Raw genomic sequence first — 12,605 nt, 5'->3', positions numbered from 1 at the left:
GGTGTCGCCGCCAGCGCTGGGAGGGGTGACCACAAGCCCATTCTCGTCCCGTTGCCCTGCGTCCGCCAGAGCCCGTGGGCACAGTTTGCTACATCAGAGTTTGCTACGTCCCGTGTGTGGTTGGGATGCCTTGGGACGCTGCCCACTCGCTGACGTCCCGGCGCTCAATTGCCGCCGCCATCATCTCCGGAAACAGGTCCGGCGTGCAGGCAAAAGCCGGGACACCAATCCCGGCGAGCGCTGCGGCGTGACTGGAGTCAAAGGAAGGATGACCACTGTCACTCAAGGCCAGCAGGGCGATCATGGTAGTTCCCGCGCCAACAATCGAAGCGGCACGGCGCAGCATCTCCTCGGCTATCCCACCTTCGTAAAGGTCACTGATCAGCACCAGGATGGTCTCGGTCGGCTTGGTGATCTGATCCTGGCAATAGGCCAGGGCACGGTTGATGTCGGTACCACCACCGAGCTGCACCCCAAACAGCACGTCCACGGGATCATCCAGGTCCTCGGTCAGATCAACGACTTCGGTATCGAAGACCACCAGACGGGTGCTCACGGAACGCAGTGAACTGAGCACCGCGCCGAAGACGCTGGAGTACACCACGGATTCCGCCATGGATCCTGATTGGTCGATGCAGAGGATGATCTCGCGCTGTATCTCCGTGCTGCGCCGGGCATGGCCGTGGAGTTGTTCAGGCACAACGGTGCGGTATTCGGGTTGGTAGTGCTTGAGGTTGGCCGCAATGGTCCTGTTCCAGTCAATATCCCTGTGCCGTGGCCGCCTGGTCCGGGCGGACCGGTTCAGCGCCCCGGAGACGGCCTGAACCGTTTTGGCCCGCAGGCGGTCTTCAAGCTCCTTGGTCACCTGGCGAACCACAGACCTTGCTGTCTCGCGCGACTGCTCGGGGATAACCCTGCCCAAGCCAACAAGCGTGCTTACCAAGGCGATATCCGCTTGGACCGTTCGCAACATCTCGGGTTCAAGGAGCAATTGCCGCAGCCCCAGACGGTCCATTGCGTCAGCCTGCATCACCTGGACCACGGTAGAGGGGAAATATCCGCGGATATCTCCGAGCCACCGAGCCACGCGTGGACTCGAGGCCCCGAGCCCGCCTCGGCGACTGGAACCCTCGCCATATAGCTCTTCAAGAGCTTGGTCACGCCGGGCATCATCGGCCGAGAGCTGGACGCGCTCGCCGTCGGCTTTTGAGATGCCGTCTGCCTCGTTGCCGCCCAGCACTAACCGCCAGCGGTCCAGCCGGTCGCGCCCCCGATCCTCCTCAAAGTTGCCATCTGTCATGTGATCTCCTCCCAGCCCAAAATTCTGGCCATCGTCCTGATGGCCGGGCCTGCCGCAGCCAGGTTAAAGCTTGTGCCTGCCGTGGTGTCCCGCGAAGCGCCGGAACGGCTCAGCTGCTCACCGATCTCGCGCCGCTCAGGGCGGCTGAAGGCCGAGAATGTCCTGCGCAGGAGCGGCAGCACGTCCTCGAAAACCTCATCCTGCACGCCATCCACCCACTCATCCACAATCTGAAGGAGGCGGCGATCATGGATCAGCAGTGTGGCGTCGCCGGACAGCAGCCCATCCAACCAGGCCGCAGCCTCGGGTGCCGGGGCCGCGACAGACAAGCGGCGGCTCAGATTGGCAGCAACGTCGTCGGCGTCCACCAGGCCGGCCTCCAGCAGGAGCCGTAGAGCGCGACCTGCCACAGAGCCGTGGATGCGGTCCGAATGTGCCACCGCGGCGAGCGCTGAATGCCAGTCGTCCAAGGGCAAGTCCGGGAGCAGGGACAGCCCGTCCTGGGCGGAGTCGATCGCCCCGCGCATGACGGTGGCAGCGTCGTCGTCCAAAGCTGCGCAGGCTGTGGGCAGGCCAACGCAGGCGCGCACGACAGTGGCTTCCAGGATCTTTCGGACATTGCTCACGTCCACCCCGCGCACGTTTCCGTACCGGCATGTGCGGGCAAGAGGCGCAATGGTTTCCAGGAGCGGGGGAACGTCCTGCTGGAGCGCTGTTCGTTCAGCAAGAGCGGAGACGACGCCGGCAATTCCGTCCGGGAGGTCCGCGAGCAGGCAGTTTGCCAGCAGTTCGGACAGGACAGGAAGGCCGTCGGCGGCCTGGGCTTCTTCGGTCACAAACGCCGCTGCGGCGGAGGCAACTGTTGTGCCGTACCGGCTGGCTTCCACCAAGGACAGGGCGAGTTCAGGCTTCCAGAGAAGGGTCCACGCCTCCTTGAACGTGCCGGTGGTACGGCCGGTGTCAGTGGGCACGCCCCAGTCCACACCCAGCAGTGCCAGGCGATGGAGCAGCACGGAACGCGCCAGTTGGTTGGGTTTGCGGAGGTCCACGACCATGACCTCTTCCAAGGCGCTGGCTTTCATCCTCAGTTTGCGTTGTGCCGCGGCGAGGTCAGCAGCCAGCGGAAGCGTAGGAACGGAGTCCGGCACGCTGCCGAAATCCCGTCCGACACTTAGTTCGCGATGTACCAATGCCAACAGCAGGGGAGAGCCATCGCAAAGGACGGCCTGCGCAGCGTCGTCCAGTTCGGGTAACCCCGGGCTTGGCCGACCCCGAACGGCAGCGAGGGCCTTTGCCATCCGGCTCGCCTCCACCACGGAGGCCGTCGAGGCGTCGAGGTTTTCCTTGCGCAAAGCCCGGGCAACTCGAACAAGCCACGTCGTAGACACATCCACGGCTGGATCCTGGGCCATCCAGTGCGCGAACAGATGCTGATACCAGCCCGGTGCCGTCACACCTGCCCCGTATCCGCTCCGCAGGCTGAGCCGGTCCGATGTCCACGGGACCCATGTCACGGCCACCTTGGCCTTGGGCAGGCCAGCGAGTACTTTGTTGTCCGCGGAAACGGAGGGGAAGCCGGCGGGCACGAGTGCTGGTGCATGGAAGGCGCCGCAGACCACAGCGATACGACCGTATCCTTCACGAATCGCCGCCCTCAGGATGCGCCGCATTGCCGCTTCCCGGCGGTGGTTCTCCACGACGTCCGGATGATCGGGGGATCGGTCGTCCAGTGCCCGGATTTCGGAAATGGCATCGATCAAGGCCTCGAAGCGCTCCACGGGGTTTGAGTTGCGGTGCTCGACGGCGTCCTCCCACCAGCGCTCGGCATCGCTGTACCCGGCAGCTTCTGCCAGGATGCCGATTGCATCCGGGCGGTACGGCTGATCCGGGGCGGAAATCGACTCAACGGCTTCGGCAGCTACCCTCAGTCCGAATGTATGCGCCGCTGGCAGATCGATGGCCTGCACGGGGGTCCCAGTAGACAGCGCCCAGCGGATGGCTACCCATTCAGGTGAAAAACTGGCCATGGGATAAAAGGAAGCCAACCGCGGCTCGTCCACTGCGTAGATCAGGCCTGCGACCGGAGGAACCATTTCTGGATCGGTGATGAGCGGAATGACTTGATCGAGCTCAGGCGGGCCCTCGACCAGTACCAGATCCGGGCGAAGGGTGGCCAATGCTTCGGCCACCGAGTGCGCCGAGCCGGGTCCGTGGTGCCGGATCCCCAGAATGTGGACGTCAGTCATCGCCTAGGTCGTCGACTCAAGGTCACGGCAGGCCCGGTAGAGGTCCTTCCACTCGGGTCGGTTCCGCACTACGGTCTCCAGATACTCCTGCCAAATCACACTGTCTTGTACAGGATCCTTGATCACTGCGCCCACCAAGCTCGCCGCAACGTCATCGGCCCGCACCGTTCCGTCGCCGAAGTGCGCGGCGAGGGACAGCCCGTTGGTCATCACGGAAATGGCCTCCGCCGTGGACAGAGTGGCCGACGGGGATTTGATGGTGGTGCGTTGATCCTGGGTGACCCCTGCACGCAGTTCCCGCATGACGGTCACTACCCTGCGGATTTCGGAGAGGGCCGCCAAGTCAGCCGGAAGCTCCAGTGCCTCGCCCAGGCTGCGCACACGTGTTGTCACGATCTCCACCTCCTGATCGATGGTGTCCGGAAGCGGCAAGATCACGGTATTAAAGCGGCGGCGGAGTGCGGAGGAGAGCTCGTTGACGCCTTTGTCGCGGTTGTTCGCGGTGGCGATCACGTTGAATCCTTTGCGGGCCTGCACTTCGTCGTTGAGTTCCGGGATGGGCAGGGTCTTCTCGCTGAGGATGGTGATCAGGGAATCCTGGACATCGGAGGGGATGCGAGTGAGTTCTTCCACGCGCACCAGGCTTCCCGCCTCCATTGCACGCATCACAGGTCCCGGAACCATGGCTGCCCGTGAGGGACCTTCGGCGAGTAGCCGTGCGTAGTTCCACCCATACCGCAATGCTTCTTCGGGTGTTCCCGCCGTGCCCTGGACCACCAGCGTGGACGCGCCCGAAATAGCCGCGGCCAGGTGCTCGCCAAGCCAGGTCTTCGCAGTTCCCGGCACGCCCAGGAGCAGCAGGGCCCGGTCCGTAGCGAGGGAAGCCACAGCGATTTCCACCAGGCGCTCCTGGCCCAGGTATTTCGGCGTGATCACGGCACCATTGGGTAGGGTTCCGCCCAGGATGTACGTGGTGACGGCCCATGGAGAGAGCCGCCAACTGGGTGGCCGGGGACGGTCGTCAACCGCCGCCAACACACTGAGTTCATCGGCGTACGCATTTTCGGCGTGGGCCCGGAGAACATCGGTTCCGTTTGGGGCATCTGTCATTGGAAGGCCTCCGTGAGTGATTGTCGGAATGCTTGGTATTGAACAGCGTCGCGGAGCACCCTGCGCCGGGCAGCGTCCTCGTCTGAACGCTCCAAAAGGCGTCGGCATTGCTCGGCGGCCTCCCGCGGCAGCGCGGTTGGCAGCACCTGCGCCAGCATGGCCGCCAATTGGCCACCGTTCTTGCCGGCAATCAGCCCGAGCAGCGCATCAGCCAACCCCAACCCCCATGGCTGGGGCAGATCCCGTAACAGCGGAACCAAGGTCAGGGGCTGGTCAATGCCATTGCGGATGTACCCTTCCAGCCATTGCTCACGCTCACCAACGGGCAGGCAACCCAGCAGCCGCACGTCGGTCCGGACGGTCAGCAGCGCGCGGATCCACTCAAGGTCTTTCCGGCTCACAGCAGCTGTGATGAGGCCATCCAGGACCCGGGGCTCGGGTTTCAGGAGTTCCACAGTTGAGGCCGGGCCGCGGCCGGACACGGATGTCCAGACCTCAAGCGGTGCACCCCTGATGATGATGTCCAATCGCGCCAGTCTGTCAGGTTCACCACTGCGTTGGTTGGACGGGATGCCGTCGCGTAAAGCTTGCTCATCCGGGTCTGGCGGAAGGTCGACGTCGATCCGCTTGTTCAACAACCCCTTCAAATGCAGCAGGGGAAGCAGCCGGGCAGACATGCGCCCGGCTCGGAGACTGCCAGGGAGTCGGTCCAACAATCCGGTTGCCACCTCGCGCACACTCTTCGCTTTGTCGTCCAAGGCGCGTTCCAACAGCTCTTCGTCGTCGCTGCCCAGGTTCGTGGCCAACAGGGCCAGTTGATTTGCGCGTTCCCGGGCGCTTAGGTCACCCCAGTGCGTCGCCAGCCTCTCACGTGCAGCTGCAGGGTCACTCCTCCGGAGACGTTTGAGTTCTGCCGAAGCGAGTTCGATTCCGGGCTCTGGGGATTCATCGGCAGGCGTCGGAACTGATGTTTTTGAGAGACTTTGAAGCCATCGGCCGCGGGTTCCGATGGCTGGCTCCAAGCGCTTGAAGACAGCTACTTTAGTTTCGGCCAACGCGAACATCGCCGGAAGCAGTCCGTGCGGGACCCGGCGTCGTGATTCTTCTGCCAACTGAAGCCAGTCCACTACCAGTTGGTTCCTCAACTCCAGTCCGACGGGCGGTTGCGTGAGCAGAAGTTCCAGCAGCCGGGCAGCTTCTCTAGCGGCCTGCGGCTCTGTATCAGGCGACGCCGGCAGCGGCAGAGTGGCGGCGGACGCTTGGGCGGGTCTGCGGGACGCGCGGATGACGACATCCACCATGGCAGCCTGGTCCAGCACCTCTTCCTCGCGGGACAAGCCTTCGGGAGGGCGCACGGTCAGCCCCGCTGGGGGAGACGGCGCGGCATGCCGCCCTGTTCCTACGAGCGCGGCAGTGCGTAGCCCGTCCAACCATGTCAGCTCGTCCAACCACGTCATGGAGTCACCACCGCATCACCGACGACGACGGTCAGCGGACGCACGTGGCCATCCTCGAGTTCGCCGAAAATATCCACCGGGTGCCCGCCCGTCAGCGCCAGCAGCGAATCCAGGGGAGCATCCATCAAGGGAAGAGCGTTGCCGTTCTCCTCTACCAGCCAACCATGGTCCTCCGGCCGGATGGTGACGCCGGCCAACAGCACCGGCTGACGGTCGCGCCATGGCGACCGCGCAACAGCGACTGACTGCTGCTCGAGTGCCTGGTCGATGGTGCCGCCAGGACCAAGGCTGGTGGCCAGCCCGTGGGACGCAACGGGACTGGTGAACATGGCACGCTGCGGCGTGGATCCGGGGTAGCGGGCAACTGTGACGTCCAGCAGGGCGCCCGCAAGTTGCGGTGTTGCGAGCCCTTGGCCCTGCCCGGCAAAATCCAGGATGACCACCACCGTTCCATCGGAAGCGCGGAGCCACGTCCGCTGCTGTTGGAGCCGTCCGTCGTCGCTTCGATGGGCCCCCAGTACCAGCCATGGCCCCGGCAGTGCTTCAGTATCCTTGACGTCGGCTGATGCTGTGGCCCAACCGACAGCTGCTTTGACGTCTGCAAATTCCTCGGCAGACAGCGCGTCCCGTGCGGCCCAGGCTTTGGTCAGCGCCCACCACCGGCCCGCATGGAGCAACAGATGGTCTGCCCAGTCAGTCCTACCGTGGATCTCCGAAGCCATGCTCCGCACTTGTTCGGCAAGGCCCGGCAACTGCGAGTCGACCAATCGGGCCGCCACGCCGTCCCACCAGGAGTAGGGCTGGTTGCGGGCTGCGGCAAGCCCGGTCCGGATCAGGTCGGTGAGCCAGCGGGCGAAGTCTGCGATTCCTGCATCCATGAGTGCTTGTCGCTCGGCGAGCCGCTTGGCCTGCGCTTCGGGATCCGATGCCTCCCCCGACTTCCTGCGGTCCTGGGCGGTGGCACGTTCTGCGCGCTGGCCTGCCCATTCCTGCGCGAAGTCCGCCGTCTCGGCCGAAGCCTCCGCAGCCTCACCCCGTGCCCACAGAAGAAGCAGTGCCAGGGCGTGTTTGCAGGGAAATTTGCGGCTCGGACATGAGCATCGGTAGGCAGGGGCGACGATGTCCACGCTTACTTGATAGGGCGTTTTCCCGCTGCCTTGGCATTTGCCCCAAACCAGGACGTCGTTGCTCCCTGAGTCCGACCACGGGCCGGGATGTGCCAGTTTTCGTGCCGCTGCCAAAGACGATGCGTCGGGGGCGGCGTTGATGACTCTCTCTTCGCTCCAACGCCCCATGAGGGCAATTCTGCCTGACACCTAGGACGCTTTGGGAGAGGACCGCGACGGGGCGGCGATTTGCTGCCGGGAGCCTTGCCCGGCTCCCGGCACTTGCGTCCGTCGTTACGCCTGGTGGCTGACCAGATCGGCGTTTGTTGTGGCCGCCTTATCCTGCCGCCCGGAATGCACGGTGGCGAAGAACTCACCTAGTTCCGCGGTGGCTGTCAGTGGGAGCACGTTCGCGACGTACTGGTCTGGGCGGACCACTACAACCACACCGTCGCGGCTGAGGCCGCGCATATCGAAAATGTCGTTGGCGGGGTCCGTCCCGAAGACCTTCTCCAGGTAGGTGAGCTTGAACGGTCCAACTGTCGGCTTGAACGCCGTGGGGACTGCGTTGATGTCTACGTTGGTGTGGTCCTGTTGGTAGATCACCTTCACATCGAACCAGGCGTCGCGGTCAGCGTCCGACGGCGTCGCGGCCAGCGGCGAGGCAGGCGAGTTCGCGATCCACTCGGCGAGGTCCGCGACAGGTCCCGGGGCGCCTGCAGGGGCGGCGTCGGCAAAGACGTAGATGCGCCAGCGTCCGTCTGCCTTGGCGTGGTGGCCGAGGTGCATCGGGTTCGTGTCGCAGACCCGCAGGACCGGGGCCGACTTGAAGCGCTTGCCGACTGGGAAGCCCGTTGCCAACTCCTGGTGTTTCGCTTCGGCAACAAGCATGGACGGGGAGTACTGGGTCATGAAACCGGCAGGGAACTCCGCGGTGCTGGTGTAGAAGGTCTCCAGCTCCGCCGGGTCTTCGAACTCTTCGGGCTTCTTGGCCATGAGCGTTGACCATTGCTTGTCGAAGTCGATCAGGTTCTTCGCCACCACCTGGCGTTCAGCCGAGTAGGTGTCCAGCAGGGACTCGGGGCTGCGGCCCTCCAGGACGTGCCCGAGTTTCCAGCCGATGTTGAAGCCGTCCTGCATGGAAACGTTCATGCCCTGCCCGGCCTTCGCGCTGTGGGTGTGGCAGGCGTCGCCGGTGATGAACACCCGCGGGGTCCGTGTGCCGCGTTCCTCCGGCAGGACGTCGTCGAACCTGTCCGTGAGCCGGTGGCCTACCTCGTAAACGCTGTGCCAGGCGACGTTGCGGACATCCAGCGTGTAGGGGTGGAGGATGTCGTTGGCTTTGCCGATGATCTGCTCAATCGTGGTCTTCCGCACGGCGCCGTGATCCTCCGGTTTCACCTCGCCAAGGTCCACATACATGCGGAACAGGTGGCCGCCCTCGCGGGGGATCAGCAGGATGCTGCCGCCCGCACCGGACTGAATGGCACACTTGGTGCGGATATCCGGGAAGTCCGTGACGGCCAGGACGTCCATCACACCCCAGGCATGGTTGGCTTGGTCGCCCGCGAGGTGGCAGCCAATCGATTCGCGGACTTTGCTGCGCGCCCCATCGGCACCGACGACGTACTTGGCCCGGATGGTGCGCTGCTGTCCTTCATCAGGCCCGGAGGTGCGCCCAAGGGTGACAGTCACCGGGTACTCACCAACACCGGTGACCTCGAGACTGCGGAACTCGTAGCCGTAGTCAGGCGTCATGCGCGTGGGGGAGTTGGCCATGAATTCTGCGAAGTAGTCCAGCACGCGTGCCTGGTTCACGATCAAGTGCGGGAACTCACTGATACCTGTGGGGTCATCCACGGCGCGGGCCGCGCGTACGATGCGCGAATGGTCAGCGGGGTCCGGCTTCCAAAACGCCATTTCGGTGATGCGGTAGGCCTCGGCGGTGATCCGCTCGGCGAACCCGAACGCCTGGAAGGTCTCGACGCTGCGGGCCTGGATGCCGTCGGCCTGACCAATGGCGAGGCGCCCGGGGCGGCGCTCGATAATACGCGTGGTGATATCCGGGAACTGGGCCAATTGCGCCGCGGTCAGCATCCCTGCGGGACCGGTCCCTACGATCAGAACGTCAACTTCGTCGGGAAGCTCGGCCGGGCGGTCGATGCCGACGCCGGCAGCTGGCTCGACTCGCGGGTCACCGGATACGTAACCGTGGTGGTGGAACTGCACGGGCTTTCCTCACTTCTTTGTGGGTCGAAATTTATGTGATGTTCTATAGTTGAACACCTTGTTCTATTATCGCTCACATTATCGTAATGCGGCTCACAGTGCGGATCAAGTCTTTGCCCAGCCCGGCAAAGAGGTTTAGCTCAGGTTCACGGTGATTCCGGACTGGACGTGTCAGGATCAGGTATGCCTCGACTCATGCTCCTGGACACTGCATCCTTGTATTTCCGCGCCTTCTACGGCATTCCGGACTCCATTCGCCGCTCCGACGGCACACCCGTCAACGCCGTCCGTGGCCTGATGGACATGATTGCCCGCCTCACCACCGAGTACGAAGCGACCCACGTGGTCGCTTGCTGGGACAATGACTGGCGCCCGAAATGGCGGGTTGAGCTGATCCCCAGCTACAAGGCGCACAGGGTGGCCGAAATCGTGCCGGTGGGCCCTGACGTCGAGATCGTTCCCGATCCTCTCGAAGCGCAGATCCCGCTGATCCGCCACGTGCTGGACCTTGCGGGAATTGCTGTGGTGGGCGTCGATGAGCATGAAGCCGACGATGTTGTGGGTGCGTATGCCAGCCAGGCGCAGTTGCCCACTGATGTGGTCACCGGTGACCGGGACCTTTTCCAACTCGTCGATGATGACCGGGACGTCCGCGTCATCTACACCGCCCGTGGCATGAGGAACCTCGAAGTGGTCACCGACGTCGTCGTCGTTGGAAAGTACCGCGTGCTGCCGCAACAGTACGCCGACTACGCCACCCTGCGTGGCGATTCCTCCGACGGACTACCGGGCGTTGCCGGCATCGGCGAGAAAACGGCCGCGTCTTTACTCGCGGAATACGGCTCCCTTGAGGGCCTCCTGGAGGCAGCAGAGGCTCCCGACGGCGGATTGTCCAGTTCCGTACGCGCCAAACTTGCCGCAGCGGCCGGGTACCTCAAGGTGGCGCCCGCCGTCGTCAATGTGGTTCGCGACTTGAAGGTGCCCACCCTTGAGGAGGCAGGCGCCCAGCTGCGCCCCGTGACAGGCGAGGCGCGCGCTGAGCTTGAGCGTTTGGCTACCGAGTGGAACCTGGGTGGTTCAGTCAAGCGATTACTTGCGGCCTTGGACACCCAACCGCACCTTCACAGCTGATTGACAGCTTCACAACAGCGCGGGCTTGGGTGATCGACTCATTGTAGTAACAGGACGATGTTACAGATCGTCTGGAAGTTACAAGCTGTCTGGAAGTTGCAGGCCGCTCGGACGGCTCAGCAGCCGTTACAGCGGCGCCGGATTGAGGAGAGGCACCATGTCAAAGACCAAGAGAATCACGCTGGGCATTACAGCCGGAGCGTTGGCGCTGGGTGCAGGGCTGGGTGTCACCAGCATTGCTTCAGCCACCACGACGCCGACGCCGAGCGCAACGTCGTCCGCCGATGTCACCACGCCACCGGAGGGCCACGGAAGGCCCGGAGGCCACGGCCCCGACCGCGGTCAGCTCGCAGCGGACCTTGCCGCCAAGTTGGGAGTGGACGAAGCCAAAGTCACCGACGCGTTGAAGGCCTTCAGAGAAGCGAATAAGCCCACCACTCCACCAACTCAAGGCACCGAGGGAACCAAGCCGGACCGGACAGCGCAGGAAGCAGCCTTGGCCAAGTCCCTGGCCGCAGCACTGGGCATTGATGAATCCAAGGTCACTGCCGCCTTGGAAGAAATCCGCACTGCCGCCCAAGAAGAGCGAGCCGCTGCCCTTAAGACCAGGCTGGACAAGGCCGTCACGGACGGCAAGCTCACCCAGGCCGAAGCTGACGCCGTCACCAAGGCTGTTGAAGCCGGAGTTATCGGAGGCGGCGGCCGCTAAGGCACTGCAACCGCAGAAAGGAAACCACGACGCCGACACTTGGCAACGAAGGATCCCCCGGAGAGTGCTCGTAACACCTCCGGGGGATCTTCGTGTGGCCGCCTTGTCAGTAGTGGCCACCTCATCCGGGTCTGAACCTGTCCACGACAGGACACTCAAAGGGTTCGCCAGCGAAGAGTCCCACGTTGTTCAAGTACCTGACGACGATTGCGTACGAAGCTGCCAGTGAAGTCTCCGTGTAAGGGATGTCCAGTTCCCGGCAACATTCCTTGACGATTCCGGAGGCACGCTGCAGGTAAGGCCTGGGCATGTCCGGGAAGAGGTGGTGTTCGATCTGCCGGTTCAGTCCGCCCATAAGTGCGTCAAGGAACCGTCCCCCAGAGATGTTCCGGGCAGTAAGAACCTGGCGGTTCAGGAAATCCGTCCTGCTGGATGCTGGCAGGATGGGCATGCCTTTGTGATTGGGCGCGAATGCAGCGCCCATATAAAAGCCGAAGACGCCCAATTGGACGCCAAGGAAGGCAAAGGCCATTCCCAGCGGCAACAAGGAGAACACCAAAACCGGCACCATAAGCAGGCGCAGCATAAGGACAGGGATTTCCACCCAGCGATGATCTGCCTTTCGTTGGCGTAACAAGTACTTCAACGAATCAACATGCAGGCTCGCACCGAGGAAGAACAACAGGGGGAACAGCAACCATCCCTGTTTCCGGGTGACACTCACCATTGGGCCGCGACGCGATGCGGCGGCCTCGGGATGGAAGGCGATGGCGCCTGTGTGGATATCCGGGTCCTTGTCGATGACATTGGGGAAGTTGTGGTGCCGGGTATGTTTTTGGGCCCACATCGCATAACTGATTCCCACCAACCCCGTGCCAATCAGGCGCGCGGACCATTCGTTCATGCTCTTGGATTTGAACACCTGGCGATGGGCGGCCTCATGTGCGAGAAACGCGAATTGAGTGAGGACAACACCCATGCCCGCCGCGATCAAGAGCTGGAACCACGTGTCCCGCAAGAGAAGAAAGCCACTCCATGTTCCGGCCCACGCCAGCATCAGAATCACGAAAACCGTGATGTAGAAACCCCGGCGGCGCTTCAGCAAGCCCGCACTGCGGACGGACTTCAGGAGGGCTGCATAGGAGTTAACCATCCGGGCGGCGGCACCGCGTTCCGGAAAAAAGTCTTCGGGAGAGCGTGATGATGCCATGATGCCTCGAACCAGTTACCGGCGGGAAAACACATCGTTTACCCACTGTTCCTCAGGATACGCCCGGCAGCCCTGGATGGAACGGGAAAATTCTTTTGAGAGGTTGT

At 63.4% G+C, this 12,605-nt stretch carries 9 protein-coding genes; 2 read left to right on the top strand and 7 right to left on the bottom strand.

Annotated features, from left to right (window positions below; all coding sequences use genetic code 11):
- Window positions 1-103 precede the first annotated feature (103 nt).
- From AB4Z15_RS00410 to AB4Z15_RS00385, 6 genes are all read right to left on the bottom strand, one after another.
- Entirely contained in the window at window positions 104-1,300 is a 1,197-nt protein-coding gene (locus AB4Z15_RS00410; RefSeq protein WP_442015535.1) for a VWA domain-containing protein, read from the bottom strand.
- The gene (locus AB4Z15_RS00405) at window positions 1,297-3,546 is read right to left on the bottom strand and encodes a DUF5682 family protein (RefSeq protein ID WP_442015534.1); all 2,250 of its coding nucleotides are present in this window, start codon (window positions 3,544-3,546) and stop codon (window positions 1,297-1,299) included. Before AB4Z15_RS00405 ends, AB4Z15_RS00410 begins: the two co-directional genes overlap by 4 nt.
- 3 nt (window positions 3,547-3,549) lie before the next feature.
- A complete protein-coding gene (locus AB4Z15_RS00400; protein WP_442015533.1) occupies window positions 3,550-4,656 on the bottom strand; it encodes an ATP-binding protein in 1,107 nt (368 codons plus the stop codon).
- A complete protein-coding gene (locus AB4Z15_RS00395) occupies window positions 4,653-6,113 on the bottom strand; it encodes a DUF5691 domain-containing protein (RefSeq protein WP_442015532.1) in 1,461 nt (486 codons plus the stop codon). Before AB4Z15_RS00395 ends, AB4Z15_RS00400 begins: the two co-directional genes overlap by 4 nt.
- Complete coding sequence (locus AB4Z15_RS00390) at window positions 6,110-7,408, bottom strand: SWIM zinc finger family protein (protein ID WP_442015531.1); 1,299 nt, start codon at window positions 7,406-7,408, stop codon at window positions 6,110-6,112. The genes AB4Z15_RS00395 and AB4Z15_RS00390 overlap by 4 nt, the downstream gene beginning before the upstream one ends.
- A 105-nt stretch (window positions 7,409-7,513) precedes the next feature.
- Window positions 7,514-9,448, bottom strand: coding sequence for an FAD-binding monooxygenase (locus AB4Z15_RS00385; RefSeq protein WP_442015530.1), 1,935 nt, complete (start codon window positions 9,446-9,448; stop codon window positions 7,514-7,516).
- Between the two features lie 183 nt (window positions 9,449-9,631).
- Here AB4Z15_RS00385 and AB4Z15_RS00380 point away from each other — a divergent pair, with 183 nt between their 5' ends.
- Window positions 9,632-10,579: a 5'-3' exonuclease gene (locus AB4Z15_RS00380; protein ID WP_442015529.1), complete on the top strand. Its 948-nt coding sequence runs from the start codon at window positions 9,632-9,634 to the stop codon at window positions 10,577-10,579.
- Window positions 10,580-10,736: 157 nt separating this feature from the next.
- Window positions 10,737-11,288 carry a hypothetical protein gene (locus tag AB4Z15_RS00375; RefSeq protein ID WP_442015528.1) on the top strand — a complete coding sequence of 184 codons (552 nt, stop codon included), beginning with the start codon at window positions 10,737-10,739 and terminating at the stop codon, window positions 11,286-11,288.
- 121 nt (window positions 11,289-11,409) lie between these two features.
- Here AB4Z15_RS00375 and AB4Z15_RS00370 read toward each other — a convergent pair whose 3' ends face one another.
- Window positions 11,410-12,498, bottom strand: a complete 1,089-nt coding sequence (locus AB4Z15_RS00370) for a fatty acid desaturase family protein (protein ID WP_442015527.1) — start codon at window positions 12,496-12,498, stop codon at window positions 11,410-11,412.
- Between the last annotated feature and the right edge of the window lie 107 nt (window positions 12,499-12,605).

It is taken from the genome of Paenarthrobacter sp. 2TAF44 (genome assembly GCF_052114885.1).
Lineage (GTDB): Bacteria > Actinomycetota > Actinomycetes > Actinomycetales > Micrococcaceae > Arthrobacter.
This window is presented reverse-complemented; position numbering and strand designations above follow the sequence as displayed.

Bases quoted from the DNA above. Each gene is read 5' to 3' on its own strand.
- AB4Z15_RS00410 (WP_442015535.1), bottom strand. From the start codon at position 1,300: ATGACAGATGGCAACTTTGAGGAGGATCGGGGGCGCGACCGGCTGGAC.
- AB4Z15_RS00405 (WP_442015534.1), bottom strand. From the start codon at position 3,546: ATGACTGACGTCCACATTCTGGGGATCCGGCACCACGGACCCGGCTCG.
- AB4Z15_RS00400 (WP_442015533.1), bottom strand. From the start codon at position 4,656: ATGACAGATGCCCCAAACGGAACCGATGTTCTCCGGGCCCACGCCGAA.
- AB4Z15_RS00395 (WP_442015532.1), bottom strand. From the start codon at position 6,113: ATGACGTGGTTGGACGAGCTGACATGGTTGGACGGGCTACGCACTGCC.
- AB4Z15_RS00390 (WP_442015531.1), bottom strand. From the start codon at position 7,408: ATGGGGCGTTGGAGCGAAGAGAGAGTCATCAACGCCGCCCCCGACGCA.
- AB4Z15_RS00380 (WP_442015529.1), top strand. From the start codon at position 9,632: ATGCCTCGACTCATGCTCCTGGACACTGCATCCTTGTATTTCCGCGCC.
- AB4Z15_RS00375 (WP_442015528.1), top strand. From the start codon at position 10,737: ATGTCAAAGACCAAGAGAATCACGCTGGGCATTACAGCCGGAGCGTTG.
- AB4Z15_RS00370 (WP_442015527.1), bottom strand. From the start codon at position 12,498: ATGGCATCATCACGCTCTCCCGAAGACTTTTTTCCGGAACGCGGTGCC.